The 17,750-nt window shown below is 69.2% G+C and carries 19 protein-coding genes and 1 pseudogene; 9 read left to right on the top strand and 11 right to left on the bottom strand.

The features are described from left to right. Positions 1-91: 91 nt before the first annotated feature. A complete protein-coding gene (locus AB0B45_RS48395) occupies positions 92-736 on the bottom strand; it encodes a hypothetical protein (RefSeq protein WP_358145297.1) in 645 nt (214 codons plus the stop codon). Positions 737-808: 72 nt separating this feature from the next. Between AB0B45_RS48395 and AB0B45_RS48390 the strand changes: the two genes are divergently transcribed. Continuing rightward, the gene (locus AB0B45_RS48390; protein WP_358145295.1) at positions 809-1,690 is read left to right on the top strand and encodes a LysR family transcriptional regulator; all 882 of its coding nucleotides are present in this window, start codon (positions 809-811) and stop codon (positions 1,688-1,690) included. Between the two features lie 63 nt (positions 1,691-1,753). On the opposite strand, the gene AB0B45_RS48385 is transcribed toward AB0B45_RS48390, so the two are convergent. Beyond that, the gene (locus AB0B45_RS48385) at positions 1,754-1,942 is read right to left on the bottom strand and encodes a hypothetical protein (protein ID WP_358145293.1); all 189 of its coding nucleotides are present in this window, start codon (positions 1,940-1,942) and stop codon (positions 1,754-1,756) included. A 271-nt stretch (positions 1,943-2,213) separates the two neighbouring features. Then, entirely contained in the window at positions 2,214-2,336 is a 123-nt protein-coding gene (locus tag AB0B45_RS48380; protein ID WP_358145291.1) for a hypothetical protein, read from the bottom strand. 335 nt (positions 2,337-2,671) lie between these two features. On the opposite strand from AB0B45_RS48380, the gene AB0B45_RS48375 reads away from it, so the two are divergent. The 4 genes from AB0B45_RS48375 (at position 2,672) to AB0B45_RS48360 (ending at position 5,183) form a co-directional block, all read left to right on the top strand. Beyond that, positions 2,672-3,358 (top strand): hypothetical protein, encoded by a 687-nt coding sequence (locus AB0B45_RS48375; protein ID WP_358145289.1) that lies wholly within the window; start codon positions 2,672-2,674, stop codon positions 3,356-3,358. Continuing rightward, on the top strand, positions 3,310-3,564 hold the full coding sequence (locus AB0B45_RS48370; protein ID WP_358145286.1) for a hypothetical protein: 255 nt from the start codon (positions 3,310-3,312) through the stop codon (positions 3,562-3,564). The genes AB0B45_RS48375 and AB0B45_RS48370 overlap by 49 nt, the downstream gene beginning before the upstream one ends. Positions 3,565-4,275: 711 nt before the next feature. Continuing rightward, positions 4,276-4,584 (top strand): hypothetical protein, encoded by a 309-nt coding sequence (locus AB0B45_RS48365; RefSeq protein WP_358145284.1) that lies wholly within the window; start codon positions 4,276-4,278, stop codon positions 4,582-4,584. Next, on the top strand, positions 4,581-5,183 hold the full coding sequence (locus AB0B45_RS48360; RefSeq protein ID WP_358145282.1) for a hypothetical protein: 603 nt from the start codon (positions 4,581-4,583) through the stop codon (positions 5,181-5,183). Before AB0B45_RS48365 ends, AB0B45_RS48360 begins: the two co-directional genes overlap by 4 nt. Positions 5,184-5,308: 125 nt before the next feature. On the opposite strand, the gene AB0B45_RS48355 is transcribed toward AB0B45_RS48360, so the two are convergent. From AB0B45_RS48355 to AB0B45_RS48345, 3 genes are read right to left on the bottom strand one after another with little or no spacing between them, the layout of a single operon-like run. Continuing rightward, entirely contained in the window at positions 5,309-6,205 is an 897-nt protein-coding gene (locus AB0B45_RS48355; RefSeq protein WP_358145280.1) for a hypothetical protein, read from the bottom strand. After that, complete coding sequence (locus AB0B45_RS48350; protein WP_358145278.1) at positions 6,202-7,242, bottom strand: hypothetical protein; 1,041 nt, start codon at positions 7,240-7,242, stop codon at positions 6,202-6,204. Before AB0B45_RS48350 ends, AB0B45_RS48355 begins: the two co-directional genes overlap by 4 nt. Next, positions 7,235-7,840: an RNA polymerase sigma factor gene (locus AB0B45_RS48345; RefSeq protein ID WP_358145276.1), complete on the bottom strand. Its 606-nt coding sequence runs from the start codon at positions 7,838-7,840 to the stop codon at positions 7,235-7,237. The genes AB0B45_RS48350 and AB0B45_RS48345 overlap by 8 nt, the downstream gene beginning before the upstream one ends. Positions 7,841-8,085: 245 nt before the next feature. Between AB0B45_RS48345 and AB0B45_RS48340 the strand changes: the two genes are divergently transcribed. Together AB0B45_RS48340 and AB0B45_RS48335 are read left to right on the top strand one after the other, a co-directional pair. Beyond that, positions 8,086-11,370, top strand: a complete 3,285-nt coding sequence (locus AB0B45_RS48340; protein ID WP_358145273.1) for a S8 family serine peptidase — start codon at positions 8,086-8,088, stop codon at positions 11,368-11,370. Between the two features lie 381 nt (positions 11,371-11,751). Continuing rightward, positions 11,752-11,874 carry a hypothetical protein gene (locus tag AB0B45_RS48335; RefSeq protein WP_358145271.1) on the top strand — a complete coding sequence of 41 codons (123 nt, stop codon included), beginning with the start codon at positions 11,752-11,754 and terminating at the stop codon, positions 11,872-11,874. Between the two features lie 32 nt (positions 11,875-11,906). On the opposite strand, the gene AB0B45_RS48330 is transcribed toward AB0B45_RS48335, so the two are convergent. Both AB0B45_RS48330 and AB0B45_RS48325 read right to left on the bottom strand, forming a co-directional pair. Next, entirely contained in the window at positions 11,907-12,827 is a 921-nt protein-coding gene (locus AB0B45_RS48330) for an NADP-dependent oxidoreductase (protein ID WP_358145269.1), read from the bottom strand. A 126-nt stretch (positions 12,828-12,953) separates the two neighbouring features. Then, positions 12,954-13,280 carry a hypothetical protein gene (locus AB0B45_RS48325; RefSeq protein WP_358145267.1) on the bottom strand — a complete coding sequence of 109 codons (327 nt, stop codon included), beginning with the start codon at positions 13,278-13,280 and terminating at the stop codon, positions 12,954-12,956. Positions 13,281-13,378: 98 nt separating this feature from the next. Between AB0B45_RS48325 and AB0B45_RS48320 the strand changes: the two genes are divergently transcribed. After that, positions 13,379-13,636 (top strand): hypothetical protein, encoded by a 258-nt coding sequence (locus tag AB0B45_RS48320; RefSeq protein ID WP_358145265.1) that lies wholly within the window; start codon positions 13,379-13,381, stop codon positions 13,634-13,636. A 95-nt stretch (positions 13,637-13,731) separates the two neighbouring features. On the opposite strand, the gene AB0B45_RS48315 is transcribed toward AB0B45_RS48320, so the two are convergent. From AB0B45_RS48315 to AB0B45_RS48305, 3 genes and pseudogenes are all read right to left on the bottom strand, one after another. Continuing rightward, positions 13,732-14,478: a transposase family protein gene (locus tag AB0B45_RS48315; protein WP_358145263.1), complete on the bottom strand. Its 747-nt coding sequence runs from the start codon at positions 14,476-14,478 to the stop codon at positions 13,732-13,734. Positions 14,479-14,781: 303 nt separating this feature from the next. Further along, on the bottom strand, positions 14,782-15,525 hold the full coding sequence (locus AB0B45_RS48310; RefSeq protein WP_358145260.1) for a prolyl oligopeptidase family serine peptidase: 744 nt from the start codon (positions 15,523-15,525) through the stop codon (positions 14,782-14,784). A 511-nt stretch (positions 15,526-16,036) separates the two neighbouring features. After that, positions 16,037-16,687 (bottom strand): annotated as a pseudogene (locus AB0B45_RS48305) (IS5 family transposase); the annotation flags it as partial. 144 nt (positions 16,688-16,831) lie between these two features. Here AB0B45_RS48305 and AB0B45_RS48300 point away from each other — a divergent pair. Then, on the top strand, positions 16,832-17,728 hold the full coding sequence (locus tag AB0B45_RS48300) for an aminoglycoside phosphotransferase family protein (protein WP_358145258.1): 897 nt from the start codon (positions 16,832-16,834) through the stop codon (positions 17,726-17,728). Positions 17,729-17,750: the final 22 nt, after the last annotated feature.

Below are 17,750 nucleotides of genomic sequence, written 5' to 3'. Positions count from 1 at the left end.
AGCTACCTCGCCGGCCTCCATCTGCGCGCCTCAATGATCTGGGTCAAGCACCTCACCCGGACCACCACTTGATCACGACTCGATACGCGCCCTAGTCGGCCAGCTGGCGGGCGGCGGCCGCGTCGTCGGCCAGGCGCTCGCGTAGCCGTGCCGCGCGGGAGGCGGTCTCGGTGGGGCGGCGGCGGGCTCGGTGGCCGCCGCCTTCTCTCTCGCCTCTCCTTCGCCTCCGCTTCCTTCGCCTCCTTGGCCTGCTGCTTGGCCTTGGCGGCAGCGCGCTTGGCCCACAGCTTGGCGAGCTTGCCCAGGTCGGCGTTGACCTCGGCGCGATCCCATTTGGCCGGGTCCCACCTGGTGGTGCCGACGATGTGCTTGGCCACCTGGTATTTCCAGCCCTTGCGGTGGCGCAGGGTCCGCATGTGTCTTCGTAGCCTTCGGGGCCGCCGCTGTCTTCCGGCGGGCAGGCGCGGCCGCCGCCGCTGCAGCGCGGATAGGTGGTGTTCTTGGCGCCCTGTGGATCTTCTCGACCTCTCTGACCTGCAGGAAGGGCGGGATGACCCCAGATAACGATCGCTGTGGGGGCGGGCACCTCGTGCGGGCCGACACGCACCCAAAGAGTCCCGGCGATGCAGGCCCGCGAAGTGCCGCCGGTGGTCAATCTGCGGACCGATCTGGACACGCGCGCGATCTGGCTGCGCCCGGTGACCTGGCCTGACGCCTCCCGGAGCGCCCCTCCCATGAAGGCGTCCGTTTTGCGATGGATGGTGCGCCTATGTCACTCTTCTCCTCCGATTGACGAGAGGGGGACACCGTGGAGCTGCGTGATATCGAGATCTTCCTGACCCTGGCCGAGCTGCTGCACTTCGGCCGTACCGCCGAGCGGCTCCACGTGTCCGTGGCCAGGGTGAGCCAGGCGATCAAAAAGCAGGAACGAGGCATCGGCGGCGAGCTGTTCTACCGCGACAGCCGCAACGTACGGCTGACGCCCGCCGGTCACCAACTCCGGCAGGACCTGGCACCGATCTACCAGGGCCTGAAGGACAGCATGGAACGTGCCAGGCTGGCCGCCCAGGGCAAGACCGCCGTGCTGCGCATCGGCATGATCAACGGCAACGCCCACGACCTGCGCCGCTACTGGGAGACCTTCCGCACCCGCCACCCGCAGTGGGGCCTGCGCCTGCAGAACGCCCCGTTCCTCGACCCCTTCGCCGGGCTGCGCCGGGGCGAGATCGACATGCTGGTCACCTGGCTACCCGTGCTGGAGCCCGACCTGGTGGTGGGGCCGACGATGTTCTCCGACGCCCGGGTGCTGACCGTGTCCGTCGACCACGAGCTGGCCGGCCGCACCTCGGCCACGATCGAGATGCTCGGCGACTTCCAGGTCGCGCGCGGCACGCCGGCCCCCGACTACTGGGCGGAAACCTACATGCCGTTGCATACGCCCAGGGGCTACCGCATCGAGCGCGGGCCGGAGATCGAGACCACCGACGACGTCTTCGCCCTCATCAGCGCCGGTGAGACCGTCAACGCCTTCCCCGCGCACGTGGCCCGTTACTGGAGTCGGCCGGACATCGTCTATCTGCCCATCCCCGACATGGCCGCGCTGGACTTCGGTCTGGTTTGGCGTGGTGATGCGGAGAACGACATGATCCGCGCCTTCGCCCAGGTCGTCCGCGATCTGGGCCCCCTCTGACAAGCCCAGGCGGCCGGGCCTCTGCAGGGGCCTGCTGCCCTTCTTTCAGAGGTGCGGCACCGCCTACGGGTCAACCGAAGCGCGCACCCGGGCTGAGACCATGGCCAGCCAGATCAGCCCCAACCCCGCTCCGGCGGTGACGGCCATCACGGTGGCCGAGGAGCTGGCGAACCCGGCCAGCACGCCGACCGGCACGAGCCGGCAGGCGATCGCCCACCCATGCTCACCCCGGGCGGCGAAATGCCAACCCATCACCACCAACGCCGCGCACAGCGATCCGTCAGCGCAGCAGCCGGGCCCACCTACATGCCTTACTTGGCTTACTGACCTTCAGGCGGTTGACCAGCCAGTTCGCTCGATAACCTAAGATAACGGCCGTAGTGGCGCACCGCGCAGGGTCACCGATCGGGATGGAAGCACTGTCGGGTCTGCGGTCGTGAAGGGCGAGGCCGGCGCTGTCAACCCAGGCGTGCGACAACGGCCCCCGGTGTTCGGGGGCCGTTGGGCTTGCAGGAGTAGGGGTTTACAGGATGCCGCCGCCGCGGTGGACGAGGTGGAGTTTGCCGTCGTAGACGGCCGGGGCCTGGGCGCTGGTGGCGGCGGTTTCGAAGGTGGTGTCAGCGTGGAAAAGGACCGTGCTGGGCATGAAATTTCCCCCGAACCCGGCCACTCACTCCGCCATCCAGTTACCGGCGTAATATCCGCCGCTTGTAAATGGCTCCGTGCGGCCCCGAGCGCACGGATGAACCCACGGACCGGCCCACCCACAAGCCCACTCGCTCGAAGCACCGGCCGTGCCCCACCGGTGAAGGTGACGACGTGCCCGTGCCCTGCCCCTCCGTTCGCACGTCCCCACCCGACAATCCGACCATCACGGTTCCCACTGGCCAACCGTCATCCGAGACGACACCCGACACTCCGCCACCGTCAGACCCGGATCCCAAACCGCCGCCCACCACGTCCGGTCCCTGACGGCCGCACATGACGTACCGCAGGGGAAACCGCTCCTCGCCGCCGCGCCCGTTCGATGCCATCGGGCTGATCACCATGCTGCTCACCGTCAGCGCCGCCGTGCTCCTCTACATGGGCTGGGCCTTCCTGGATGGCTACCTGATGACCTTCAACGTCAAGGCGACCGACATGGGATTCGGCGCCGACGAGTACATCCTGCGCGGCCTCAATGTCTTCTCGCACGTCTTCCTGCCGTGGATGGCCGCCATCCCTCTCCTGCTCTCCGCCGCCGCCCACCGCGCCGAGCTCTCGCGGCTGCTACCGGCGCGGGTCCGGCACGCAGGTCGCCGCCTGATGGGCTGGCGGCCCGTGCGGGTCGTGACGAACGTCAGATTCGCCGGCGCCGTGGTCACGCTCGCGGGGATGGTCCTCGCCGTCGCCGCGCTGACCAGGTGGCGGATCAACACCTACCTGGTCCTCGCCCCGACCGTCGCCGGCCCGCTGATGCTGACGTGGCCGTCCCGCGACGGGCGGAACAGCAGGCTCGCCTTCGCCGCCAGCGTGGTCATCTCCACCTTCTGCCTGCTCTGGGCCGTCTTCGTCTACGCCCAGGAGCGCGGTAGGCGGGATGCCCAGGAGTTCGTCGGCTCCTGCCGTACCGGACCCAAGTGGCGATCTACGCCAAGGACGGCCTCGCGCTCGACGCGCCGGGGGTGACGCGCCAGGAGATCTCATCGGGCACGTACCGCTACCTCTACACGGGCCTGCGCCTGCTGCTCACCCGCGACGACCGCTACTACCTGCTGCCGGTCGTGACCAAGGATCAGCTGAGAGCCGGCGAGAGCCGCACCTTTGTCCTCACTGAGGAGGACGACCTGCGACTGGAACTGCTCCCCGGCTTCCGGACCCCCGATGCGGAGTGAGTCGCTGGGCGACATACCGCCCGAGGATTACGCCGCCGTGATGAACTGATGGGACGCGCGGCCGCCGCCACCTGGAAACGGCACCTGTCCGTGCTCACCTCCTTCACTGCCTGGCGCAGCGACAGGAGATCCTGGCCACCAACCCCCGCCCGGTGGTTTCAGTGCCACAAGAGCTCTCGCCGCGGCGACCGCTCCAGCCCAGTCGGCTACTCAGCAGCAGTGATTTCCCACTGCTCCCACGACTGTCGGAGCAGTGCCCTGCTCGGTGTCGGCGGAAGCCGTCGTAGAGGTCACCAATACCGCGGTGACGATGAGGGCGCTGAGGGCAAGGACGCGATGTCCCAAGCGGGAACGCACAGCGAACCTCCTGCTTTCCTGAATGCGTCGACACGCGGTCGAACAACTTGCAGACCGGGCCCGATTGTGACAGTCCATCGGCCGCTCCACAACATGATCACCTTTCGGCATGCTGCGCTGACGGACGGCTCACTCCGGTCGAGCCACTGGGCGATGTGCCACCAGAGGTGGCGGTTTGACCGGGTTATGTCTGCGATCGGTTCGCACTGATCGACATGGGCGAGACGGATCGCGACCAGGGGCGGTGGGATGTTGACCGACAGGCACATGGGCGTGATCCTGCGAGGACTGCGACACCAGCGTCGGTTGACTCTGGAAGAGCTCAGCGGGCCCCAACTGTCGGCTCGTCGGCTCATGCTGATCGAAGACGGCGTCGATGCCACAGCTCGAGAACTGCGGGAACTGGCCGCCAAGCTGAAGTGCCCACCACTGATTCTCAACCATGGGCTCACCGCCGACCGCGGCGCGGAAATCAGACGAGAGCTCGCCAGCGCGGACGAAGCGCTCGCCCAAGGCATGGCCACCCAGGCCCTCGCCCAGTATGCCGCTCTTGTCGCCGATCCGGCGTTGGCAGTCGCCCCGACCTGTGGCGGCAGGCCGAACTCGGGCTGGCCTTGGCGTTGGAGGCCGACGGGGACCTGCCCGAGGCCATCGAGCGCTTGACGCATCTGCTGAACGTCCTCGCCCCACTGGATGAGCAGCTGCCGCCGATGGCCTACGAAGATCGCGAAGAGACTGAGCACCGGATCGGGACCGCCCTGGCGCTGTGCCGATGCCTGCGCGAGGTGGGCGACCTGACGGCCAGCGTCCACATCGGCGAGATCACCTTCACCCGAGAGCTGCCCGGAGGCTGGACCGACCGGGGCATCGAGCTCGGCGCCACCCTGCTGGCCGCCTACATCGAGCGTGGAGAACAGGCCACGTGCCGGGCGCTGGCTGCTCAGCTGCTGGAGGCTGCCGAGCAGTTGGGCACACCGCGGGCGCTGCGAGCCGCCTGCTGGAACGGCGCCACCGTCGCGGCCATGGACGGCGACGCGCAGCGCGCGGGCGAGCTCGGCGATCGAGCGTTGGCCGCCCATTCCCAGCTCACCGACCCTCGCTCGACGGGTCGGCTGCGGGCTCGGCTTGCGGAAAATCTGCTCACTGGTCTCATGCCCGAACTAGCCACCGTCATCATGGCGATGCCGTCGGCCGAGGCCAGGCCGACACCCTCGCGCGCCTCTTCGACGACTCCGGAGATCGATTCGTCGAACTGGTGGTAGACGCTGGCCTGAGGCGCGAATGGTGGTCTCTTCGACGGGATGCAGGTCGAGCAGCCCGAGGTTGTACTCGGCGACGGCTTCGGTGGCCGCAGCCTTGACGTCGACGTCAAGGCTGCGGCGAATGGTCAGCTGACGCCTGGAACGGCGGGCTTGTCATCCGTCCAACCGGCTTTGAACGTCTCCACACCGGACTTGCCGAGCACCGCCTTGCCGCCGTCCTTGAGGTCGGTGTACTCGGCCAGCAGCGTCATGGCCTTGGTGTCCACCAGGAGCTGCTGCTTGAGCACCGAACCCTTGCGGGAGGAGACGGGCAGGGCAAGCTTCTGTCCGGAGCGGCCCAGCGGGTCCTCGGCCCGGCCGAGGTCGCTGACGCCCTTGGTTGACTTGAGTACCTGGTAGGCGGCGGCCCTGACCCTGTCGGGCGCGGGGTTCGCGTACAGGAGTTCGGCGGCCCACTCGGCGACGTATCGGTCGAAGTTGACCAGCCAGTCGTCCTTCGTGGCCTTCGGGGCGGTGGTCTTGGCCTCTTCCGCGGACTTGTCGATCCAGGCGTTGACATCCGCGACGAGGTACGCCCTGAGCGCCTCGACGTCCGTGGGCAGTGACTGAAGCTGCTGGAAGGTCACGAACTTCTCGCCCAGACGGAACCCGTCAGGCCGACCCTTGGCCACCACGATGAAGCCCTTGTCCGGTTTGGTGGACAGATGGATCTTCATGCCCTCCGTGCGGTAGTCCCATGTGGTCGGCGACCCATCGGCACGCCAGGCAGCCTCGTCCTTCCCGGTCGCGGGCTTCGCGCCCAGTTCACGGAAGCCGTTCCAGCTCTTGCCCTCGGGCGAGAGCCACTCGGTGCTGATCCTGCGCTGCGTCAGGTAGTAGCCACTGCCGACCGCGTGGGGATGAGTCGTGGTGAAGATTGTCTCGACCCGCCAGTACGCCCCCTCCGGCGCGTCGGCGGACGCGGGAACGGCGGCCACACCAGCGAAGATCAGGCCAGCGGCCACGGCAAGGGTGAATCTCATTTCTTCTCCTTCAACGGGTTGTCGTCCGCCCAGCGGCTGTCCTGGATCGCGGTGTAGGTCAGGAGCAGGCCGTCCGCGGCGGAACGGGTCTCGATGGAAAGCGGCCTTCCGGAAACGGGGTCGATCACCAGCCGGGTCCTGGTCGCCCCCGCGTGGTTCGGCGGGGCGAACTCCCCGGACTCGTACTCGATCGCCTGCCCGGCACGGCCCAGCGCATCGGTCACCTGCCCGACGGCGGTGACCCCGGGCGCCGAGGCGAGCAGCCGGTACGCGGCGGCCCTGCTCTCGCTCGTCACCGGCGCGAAGAACAGCAGCCGCGCCGCGGTGTCGACGGTCGTAAGGTCGTCGGCGTCGAAGAGCGTCTCGAGCCCCTCGGGGGTGTCGGGCACCTCGCTCATCTTGGTCAGCGGCTTGCCCGCTGTGACGATCCGGAAGTCCCAGTCCTCGGTCGACCAGGTCCGCTGCTCGCCAGGCTCCGCCCGTACGACACCGGAGTGTCCCATTTCCGAAGTCTTGTCGTACGTCCATGACGTCGGCGAGCCGTCGGCGCGCCAGGCCGCCTCGTCCTGGGGCGTCGCGGGCCTGATTCCCTGAGGTGTCTGGCGGTACCAGGTGAGCCCTTCAGGATCCGCGGGGATCCAGGTCTCGACCGACTCGCTCTCGCGCAGGACGTACCGGCCGCCAGGCTCGCGGAACTGCCGACCTGTGACCTCCGTACGGCCCCACCACGCGCCCTCGTCAGGCATGGAAGCCACCGAGGCCGCCGCGACCAGCAAGAACCGCTTGCCATCGGCTTGAGTTACCGTGCCAGAGATGGCAGGCGCTTTCGGGGGTGCCGTCGGCGCGATCACGATGGCCGCCGCTGCGGCGGCCCCGGCCAGGCTGAGCCCCAACGCGCTCCACCTGGCGGCCCTGCGGCCCCGCCGTACCCGCTCCTGGGCGAACGCGGCGGTCAGCCGCTCGCGCCCGGCCCGCTCGACATCGGGCGTCAGGGGCGGCGCGGGCAGCAGCTCCCGCACCGCCTGATAGTCATCCATCAGAACCTCCAAGCAAGGGGTTGACGCCGCCCAAGGCGGCACGAAGCTTCCTGCGCACCCGCGACAGACGGGATCCGACGGTGCCGTACGGGATGTCCAGCACCTTGGCCACCTCTTCATGACTCAGCTCGCCCAGCGCGCTCAGCAGCAGCACGTCCCTGTCTCCGTCGGACAGCGCGCGCAGCTCGGCCGCGAGCCGCCCCTGTGCGCTCACGGCGTCGACGCGGGTGACCACGCGGTCCTCGTGTCCGTGCTCTGCGCCGTCGTGTCCGATGGCGCTGCGTTGCAGCGCGGCCAGCCGCCTGGTCTCGGTACGCCGGTGCGACGAGATCAGGTTGGTGGCGAAGCCGTACAGCCACGGGCGGACCTCTCCACGCTCGGGATCGAACGCCTCGCGCTTCCTGAACGCGGCCAGGAAGACCTCCGCGGTGAGATCGTCGGCGGCCTGCCGGTCGAGTCGCCGTCCCAGGTACGCGTGAATCTCGCTCACGTACCGGTCATAGATCTCCCCGAACCGCTCGGGTCTTCGGCGCGACAACTCCAGCAGGGCCGCGTCGCTGATCGTCTCCGATGGTTCGGTGAGATCCGGAGCCGTCATATTGGCAGTCACACCCCTTACTCAACCGATGGGGCATTCTGCTTTCACGCCGGCCGCCGCGACACCGTTCTCAGCCAGGTCGGCTCATCGGTCATCGCGATCCGTACGGCGAACCGACCCGGCGTCCATCCAGGACGTCGCTCCGCCGCCGGCGATCCCGCCGGTGAAAGCCGCAGGCGTATCCGGCGGAGTACATGTGGTCCGTCATTCGAGGCGGCCAGATGGACTCCGGCTGGAAGGACGACATGACAAGCAGACGACGAACGGCGGGCGCGCTGGTGGCGGGGTTCGTGATGATGGCGCTCGCCGCGCCGCAGGCAACGGCCGAGGGCGGCCCCACGCCGGCACGGCCGACCGGCGAAGGCACCGCCCCGGTCACCGTCACCCTGATCACCGGAGACCGGGTGACGCTGACCGGCTCGAACGGCGTCCTGGTCGAACGGGGCGAGGGCCGCACCGGGATCTCCTTCGTCACCGACGAGCGGGACGGGCGGCTGCGAGTCTTGCCCAGCGACGCCGCCACGCTGCTGCGCCAGGGACGACTTGATCCACGACTGTTCGACGTGACGACGCTCGTCGAGTTCGGCTACGACGACCGCCGCGACTCCCTGCCGCTCATCGTGACCCGTTCGGGCCCGGCAGTCGCAGGCGGGCTGCGCTCGACCATGACCGCGGGCGGCGCCCGGGTGGCCCGGGAATTGACCGCGGTGGACGGCCTGGCCGTCCGAACAGCGAAGAAGGACCGGGTCCGGTTCTGGAACGGCGTCACCGGCGGCGGGAGGGCCCTGTCCGGCGGCGCGACGAAGATCTGGCTGGACGGCCTGCGCAAGCCCACGCTGGACGTCAGCGTCAAGCAGATAGGCGCGCCCGCCGCGTGGGAGAGCGGGCACACGGGCGCCGGCGTGAAGGTCGCGGTGCTCGACACCGGCGTGGACGCCACCCACCCCGATCTGGCCGACCGGGTGGGCGCGCAGGCCAACTTCACCGGGGCCCCCGATGCCGTTGACCGAAACGGGCACGGCACCCACATAGCCTCCACCATCGCCGGCAGTGGCGCGGCCTCCGCCGGGAAGTACAAGGGGGTCGCCCCCGGCGCCACCATCCTGGCCGGCAAGGTCTGCGAGATCTTCTGCGAGGAGTCGGCGGTTCTGGCGGGCATGCAGTGGGCCGGCGACCAGGGCGCGAAGGTGGTCAACCTCAGCCTGGGCGGCACCGACTCCGTCGAGATCGACCCGCTGGAGTCGGCGGTGGCGACGCTCACCCAGCGCTACGGCACACTCTTCGTGATTGCCGCGGGCAACAGTGGCAACGAGCGGTCGGTGGAGTCACCGGCCAGCGCCGACGCGGCCCTGGCGGTCGGCGCCGTCACCAAGTCCGACGCGCTGGCCGACTTCTCCAGCCGGGGGCCGCGCACCGGCGACTCGGCGCTCAAACCCGAGATCACCGCGCCCGGGGTGGACATCGTCGCCGCGCGCGCCAAGGACGCATCGCACGGCGACGGCTCCTACACCTCGATGTCCGGCACCTCGATGGCCACCCCGCACGTCGCGGGGGCCGCGGCGATCCTGGCCGGGCAGCACCCGGACTGGAGCGCGGGCACGCTCAAGGCGGCGCTGATGGGATCGGCGCTCCCGAACCCTGCGCTGGGCGTCTTCGACCAGGGCGCCGGCCGCGTCGACGTGGCGCGGGCCACGGCCCAGCCGGTGACCGCCGAACCCGGCGGCGTCAGCTTCGGCGTGCAGCAATGGCCACACGACGACGATGAGCCCCTCACCAGGACGCTCACCTACCACAACCCCGGCACCACCCCGGTTTCCCTTGAGCTGTCCGTGGAGAACCAGGGCGATGCGAAGCCGTTCACGGTGAGTCCCGCTACCGTCACGGTGCCCGCGGGCGGGCAGGCCGACGTCTCGATCACCGCCGACACCGCCAAAGCCCCGGTGGGCGACCTCGGCGGCCACCTTGTCGCCCGCGGCGACGGCGACGTCCGGGTGAGCACGCCGCTGGCGGTGGAGAACGAGAAAGAGACGTACGCGCTGACGCTCAAGCACACCGGCCGCGACGGCAGTCCGACCGTTCACTACCTCACCACCCTGCGCCAGGCCAACCCCTCCGGCCTCTTCAACGAGATCCCCGTGCGGGACCCCGACGACAGCTCCGTCACGGTCCGGCTGCCGAAGGGCAGATGGATGGTGAGGAGCGACCTCTTCGACGGCGAGCACACCACCCACCTGGTCCACCCGGACCTGGACCTCACCGAGGACCAGACCCTGGAGCTGGACGCCCGTCTGGGCAAGCCGATCTCGGTCACTGTGCCCAACCCGTCGGCCGTGCAGGTCGGCGCCCAGGTGACCTACGACGACGGGACGTCATCCCATCACCTCACATCGAATCGGTTCGAGAACATGGCGACGGCGCAGCTCGGCTCCGACCGGACCTACGACAGGGTGGTGACCAAAGTCGGCGGGACGTGGGCGCAGACCGGTGCCGACGGGAGCACCGCCAACAGCCTCCGCGTCTACGATCTCGCGTGGTTCCACGACGGCGGCATGGTCACCGGGTTCCGCCGCGAGGTCGCCGGCCGTGACCTGGCGGCCATCCGCACCGACTACGCCGCCCACCTGACCGGCGACCAGGGCCGCGCCGCCAGCGGCGCCGTGCTGCCCGGCAGGCGGATTTCCGATCTCCTGACCGCAACCAGGTTCACCACTCCGTCGGTCCGCACCGAGTACGTCAACACCGATGGCGGAGCGCGGTGGCGGCGCTTCTTCTGGGAGCACGGCCCCGACGGCGGGGAGACCGCCCTCGAATCGCCGCTCACCGACTACACGCCCCGTCGCACCTACCGGGAATCGTGGAACCGAGGCGTCTTCTCTCCCGTCCTGGTCCCGGCGGACGAAGCGGACGAGGACTCCGGCGGGCTGACCCGGGCGGGAGACTACATCTGGGCGAACGTCCCGATGTACGGCGACGGCGCCGGACACGCCGGCCGCGGGGCGACGACCCGGGCGCGCACGGCGCTCTACCGCGACGGCGTCCTGGTCGCCGAACATCCCGAGCTCGGAGGGAGGGGTTTCCGCGTCCCGCCCGGCGGGGCGGACTACCGGCTGGTGGTGGAGACCGAACGGGGCGCCCCTGCCACCCTGTCGACCCGCACCTTCACCGCCTGGACGTTCCGCTCCGAGTACGCCGAGAGCGACCACCGGCTGCCGCTGCCGGTCTCTGTCGTCCGCTTCTCCCCCGCGCTGGACGCCCGTAACACCGCACCCGGCGGCGGGACCTACCGGATTCCGGTCCGCCTGGAACGACAGCCGGGCTCGACCGCCGGCGGGGTGCGCCACCTCACTGTGGAGGTCTCTTTCGACGACGGCGTCACCTGGAGCCCGGCCCAGATCCGCAAGGGCCAGGTTACGGTGAACCACCCTGCCGCGGTGGGGTTCGTCTCCCTGCGCGCCAAGGCCGCCGACACCGCGGGCAACACCGTCGAACAGACCGTCATCCGGGCCTACCGCATCGCATTCCGGACCTGACCGCGAGCCGTGGGCTCATCGCCCACGGCGCTTCCTGTCCCGGTCCCGGCCGTCTTCCTCTTGACCGGAATGACCTCTGAGTCAGCGCGGATGCACGCGACGTCTGTCGTTCCGCAAACGAGGAACGGGGACTGCCGGGCGAGTCGTGACAGACGCCTGAAAGACGACTTCGATGGACGACCCGCGGCGGACCTCGAGACAGCTGGTCCGCCGCGGGTCGTCCTCCTCAGACGCTGACGCGCTGCACCGATGTGCCGCCGTGGCGGTGCCGTCGGTGGCCACCACTCGCGCCGAAACCAAGACCATCGTGATGCGCACGCGCGAGCGCTATGCCCAGGTCCAGGCCTTGAAAGCCGAGGGCAAAGGCACACCAAGCCGCTCATGCGTGAACTCGGTCTGGCCAAGGAGACCGTCCGCAAGTTCTACCGCGCCGAGACGGTCGGAGACGTCCTGGCCGCTTCCCTGGCCGGAACGGTTCTGGCGGTAGGGGCGGCACCGGGATGATCCATGCCTACGCCGCTTCGCCCCGGCCTGACTCACACCGTGAGGACGATCTTGCCCCTGACCCGGCCGGTCTCCCCGCGCTCGTGAGCTTTGGCCGCGTCCGCCAGCGGGAATGCCGAGTCGATCGCGGCGCGCAGCCGTCCCGCCTCAGCCAGCGCCGCGACGTGCTTCATGGACTCGTGGTCGGCCTCGACGAGCATCTCCTCGGCACGGATCCCATATCGCTCGACATCCAAGTCCCTGACGTGGTTCACGATCGCGACGAGGATGCCACCCTTGCGCAGAGTCCGCAGCGAGCGCGGTCCGTATTCGCCGCCGACGCCGTCCAGCACGACGTCCACGTCCCGCACGGACTCGGCGAAGTTGTCCTTCGTATAGTCGATCACCTCGTCCGCCCCCAGTCCGCGGACGAAGTCGTGCTTGAGCGCGCTGGCGGTGCCGATGACGTACGCGCCGCGTGCCTTGGCGATTTGTACGGCCAGATGGCCGACCCCGCCTGCCGCGGCATGGATCAGCACCCGCTGCCCCTGCCTGAGGTCCGCGGTGTCCACCAGCGCCTGCCAGGCGGTGAGCCCCGCCACGGGCAGCGCCGCGGCCTGCACGTGGTCGATGTTCGTGGGTTTGCGCACCAGGTGGCGCGCCGCCGAAACGACGTACTCGGCGTGCGACCCGTTCCCGTACGGGTACTTCAGCATGCCGAACACCTCGTCGCCCGGGCGGTGGATCGTCACACCCAGGCCCACCGCCTCCACCACGCCCGATACATCCCAACCGAGCACGAACGGCGGCTCGCCCAGGATGAGGCCCGTGGCCCGGTGTATCCAGTCGGTCGGGTTGACGCCCGCCGCGCATACCTTGACCAGCACCTCGCTCGGGCCGGGCACCGGCCGCTCCAGCTCAACCTCCTTCAGCACCTCGGGACCGCCCAGAACGTCCTGACTGATAGCGCGCATGTCACTTCCCTCTCACAACGCTGATCCTTAATGGCTCTCGGCCTCGCGATCGGCACCGGCGCCCGAAGTGCGAAGATGCACGGATCTGGCCGCGCTGACCTGTGTCGGGGTACAGACTCCCTCGGCTCACGACACGGCGGGCTCAGTCTGGTGGTCGAGTTCGACCACGATGTGGGGCGACAGCCCCTCCATGAAGCCCAGCGCATCGAAGATCTCTCCCGCAGAAGCGACCCCGACGGGTTGGTCCTGCCGGTGAGGATCCGGTGAACGGCCTCCACGGCGAGTGGTGCCCATCGGCTCGGGGAGGACCACTTCAGGGTCGCCGGCACGCGTAGTTTGTCGGCCGTCCCGGCCGGCCAGAACGGGGACGAACCCGCGCTCCAGTAGCTCCGCCACGGCGAAGCGGCCCGTGTGTCCGTACGCGCCGAAGACCGTGACCGTGCCCGTTCCCATCAGCTCTGCCTTACCGGAAAGATCCACCCGAATATCGTGGCGACGGCGCCGACGCCCGCACGAGTGTCTGGAACGACATGATGCGTTCAATTTCGGACGTGAGCACAGTCGCACTGGTTGTCGCCGACGGGATCCTGCACTTCGAGCTGGCCGCTGACCCTGGCCGCCGACATCCTGGGGCTGGCCCGGATCGTCTCGATGCTGTCGTCGCCATGCTCGGTGCCGGCAAGGTGGGCAGCCTGCGCGGCCAGCTCGGCGGCCTCGCTCAGCCCCCCGCTCTCCAGGAGCAGCTTCGCCAGGCTGTCGCGCGCGAGCAGGCGGTTGTCCAGGCGGCCGTGGTCGTCGGCGAGGCGTAGCGCGTTCCAGCCGCGCGATGCTGACCCGGGTGTCGGACGGGCCGAACAGCGTCAGACGCCCGTCGACGACCTGGCGCAACAGGCCGATGGCATCCTCATCGAGGCCCAACCGGGCGCGGGCGACAGCGAGGTTCAGCTGGATGGTGGTCACATCGGCATGCCCAGGCCCCAAGGCGGCGAGCGCCGGCAGCAGCGCGCGGGACAGCAGGAGCTCGGCATGACTCCAGCAGGGGCCGGAAGCGGGTGATCTCATTGGTCTTGCCGTCGACCTCGGTCTGGGCCAGCACCAGGCCGCTGGCGTGGTCAAAGGCGGCCAGGAGATGCACCGCGTCCCCGTGTGGGCCTCGTGCGCCGCGCAGGGCCTTACCATCCACTGCCACGCCTCGGCGGCGCGGGCGGCCGGTAGCGGCGGGACCGGCGGCGGCTCTGGCAGCCAGCCACGAGCAGACCGCCGCGTCCAACGCCTCGGCGTCGATGTGCTCCAGCACGCGCCGCAGGGTCGACTCATCCGGCGGCTGCCAGGCCCCGCTCAGCGGATCGCGCCGCACTTTCAAGGCGGCCATGACCTGGGCGGGAGCGTCAGCGATCCACTCGCCGATCGCGGCAAACGAGCGTGCCCCGGCCAGCACGGCCACCGAAGCCACCGCCAGCAACGAGGCCAGCGCGTGACGAACGCCCCGCGGATCGCGGGGATCGGGAATGCGCTGGAAGCATTCCAGCAGGCCGCCGCAGTCGGCGGGGGCGACCGTGTGTCTAGGGTCTCCCAGCTGAGACAGGCGGGCTGTTTCGTGATCGCTGGGGCAGGAGTGTTGTGGGTCTGTGTCGGGCAGGGCGCGCCCCACGGCCCGGGGTTCCACTTCTCAAGGTCGTTTGAGGCGCTCGGCCGACTACTGCCGCATCGCCAGGGGTTCGGTCGTGCGGAGAGCCCGCTTGGTCACGGCTCATAAGGACGAGTTCGTCAGGTGTCCTGAGGACGGAACCCGTCGATGCCAGCCGCGACCGGGTCGGGGGCGGGCACGAGGTACTCAGCGACGGCACGGCGGCACCAGGCGGTCACTTCGGGGGCGTCACCCGCGGGCCGGGATCGAGCGGCCCGCCGGACGACAGCGACGCGACATGACGAAGGGCCCGCTGCTCAGCCGTACTCATCGTGACCCCTCGAAAGCGTGCAACAGGAAGGCCAGCACATCAGCGAGCAGGGCATGTTCCTGCTCTCGGGTCGAGCCGGCACCGTGCCAACCGTGCTCCTCGACACGCAGCAGCACCGGCAGGCCGGAGGACGTGACCGCCTGCAGGCGGGCGGCCAGCTTCGCCGGCTGCCACGGCGGCACCCGCGCGTCGCGCAGGCCGGCGGTCAGCAGCACCGCCGGGTACGGCACGCCGTCCTCAACCCGCAGGTAGGCATCGGCGATCAGCAGGCCGCGCAGGCCATCCGAGGTGGCGACGCTGCCGAACTCCGGCACGTTGATCGGCCCGTTCTCGCTGAACTCGGTCCGTGCGGCGTTGGCCGCGCCGGTGGGGATGCCGCCGGCGCTGGCGCCCTCGCCCAGCAGCCGTCCCGGCCGGGTGTAGCCCAGGGCGATGAGGTGCTCGGCGCAGTCGATGAAGTCGGTGATGGTGGCCTCCTTGCGCGGGCCGCGCCCGGCCTCGTGCCACTCCCGGCCGTAGGCGCCGCCGCCGCGCAGGTGCGCCATGGCGTAGACGCCGCCGCGCTCGTACCAGGCGAGCATCTCGGGACGGAACTGCGGCAGGTCGGTGACGCCATGGGAGCCGTAGCCGGTGAGCAGGACCGGGTTGTCGCCGTCCAGCTCCAGGTCCTTGCGGTGGATGACGGTGAGCGGGATCCGTGTTCCGTCCCTCCCGGGCACGTGCAGGATGCGGGCGTGCACGTAGCCGAAGTCGACCGGTGAGCGGGGCGCAAGCCCGGTGTCCTCGAGGGTTTCGCCGTCGTAGCGAAGGTGAGGGTCTCGTAGTAGCTGGCAATCAGCGCAGCCTCCACGAAGACGATGTCATACACGTCCGCGTGATGGTCAAGCTCGGGCGGCTCGCCCGCGATGATCCGGTCCATGGCGGCAGCGGAGACGTTCGGCGTGCAGAGCTCGTTCATGCTGTCGAAGATGAACCACACGTCTTGTTCGTCGTAGTCCTCGAGGAAGGCAGGATCTTGGGAAAGCCGTTCGCGGGTGTGGGATGCCGTCTGCCGGAGGATGCGCTCGACTTCCCTGATCCCGTCGTGGTCGACCAGAGCCAGAAGCCTGCCCAACTCCTCATCATTGCGCTCCATGAAGGCGACGATGAGGAGGTAGGCCAGCGCCGCCGGCGCAGGCCCGGTGCAAGAACACAGCGTCCATCGGACCGTGGGCCGTCGCTGCATGGTCTCGGTCATCGTGCCGCTCTTTTCGTCCTGGTGAGCCGCCTGGTCATGAGCGTGATCGCCGCGAGTGTCAGGTGCGCCTCAGCGTGTTGTTCCAGGCGCTCGTAGTCGCGGCAGTTCCTCCGGGCTCGCATGAGCCAGCTCAGCGATCTTTCGACGATCCACCGACGCGGGAGAACGTGAAAGCCCACTTGATCGGCGGCCTTGGTCACGATTTTGAGGGTGAAGCCGAGGAACTTCAGCGCCCAGTCCACCAAGACGCCGCCGTAGGCACTGTCGGCCCAGGCCAGCACCGACTGCGGATGGAGCAGCCGTAGTCTGGCCAGCAGGTCCCGAGCGCACGCGCGATCCGGCGTACTGGCAGCCGTCACCAGAACGAGCATGAGCAATCCCTTCGTGTCCACGGCGACGTGCCTTTTCCTCCCATTTATGCGCTTACCGGCATCGAATCCTCTACTGCGCTGACTGACCGTTTCGGCGACTTTGATGCGCTGCGAGTCCAGAATCACCGTCACGGGGTTGGGGCAGCGTCCCATTCGCAGGCGGATAGCGCGGCGGAGCTGGTCACGGATCTGGTTGATGACGCCCGCGCGGGCCCAGCGGGCGAAGAACCCGTAGACGGTCTGGAAAGGAGGGAAGTCCGCGGGGAGGGCTCGCCATTTGCAGCCGTTGTCGACTTCTCTGAACTTGGGGCCGGTCCGTCCCCAAAGCGTCTGATCTGCAGCTCTCTGAAACCGAATCGGTGATGCCAGAGGAATCACAGCGAGATGTTCCGGAGAGCGAGAGCCGCTCCGCCTGCCGCCTCAGTACTGTGACTTCGCATGACCGACACCGAGATTGAGATCACCGCCGACCTGGTCCGCGACCTGCTGCAGGAGCAACATCCAGACCTTGCAGGGCTGGCCATCCGCGAGGTAGCGGGCGGCTGGGGCAACCAAATGTGGCGCCTAGGGGACGAGTTGGCCGTGCGCATGCAGCGCATGGCCCCCACCCCCGAGCTCCAACTCAAGGAGCGGCGGTGGCTACCCGTGCTGGCCCCGCGCCTGCCGCTCCCGGTGCCGACCCCGGTGCGGTTCGGCGAACCGTCCGAGCGCTTCCCCAAGCACTGGACCGTGATGACGTGGGTTCCCGGCGAGCCGCTGGACCACGGCTCGATCAGCCGCGGCACCCACGCGGCCGACACGCTGGCGAGCTTCCTCCAAGCGCTCCATGTGGAGGCGCCCGCCGAGGCACCGATCACTACGGACCGCGGTGCCCATCCCAGGAACTGCACGGACGGCTTCGAGAACTTCTTCCAGGCCGTTGCCCCCGACGACATCGCTGCCGACGTCCGGGACGTCTGGGACGACGCCGTTGCGGCCCACGCGTGGGAGGGCCCGCCGGTGTGGGTGCACGGCGACCTCCATCCCGCGAACGTCGTCGTCTCGGACGGAACGCTCTCGGGCATCATCGACTTCGGTGACATGTTCGCCGGCGATCCGGCGTGGGACCTCGCCGCCGCATGGGTGCTGCTACCCGCGGGCACGGCCTCACGGTTCTTCGACATGTACGCGCATGCAGACGAGGCGGCGATCCGGCGCGCCCGCGGGCTGGCCGCTCTGAAGAGCCTCTTCCTGATGCTCATGGGGCAGAACGGAGATCGGGGCCTTCCCGGCGGCAAGCCGCACTGGGGACCTGCAGGCCGGGCGGCACTTGATCGTGTTCTGAAGGGCGTTTGATGCACACTTCTTGAACTTGTTC

The organism is Nonomuraea sp. NPDC049152, assembly GCF_040648355.1.
Lineage (GTDB): Bacteria > Actinomycetota > Actinomycetes > Streptosporangiales > Streptosporangiaceae > Nonomuraea.
The sequence above is the reverse complement of the archived record's forward strand: the minus strand, read 5'-3'. Positions and strand labels throughout refer to the sequence as shown.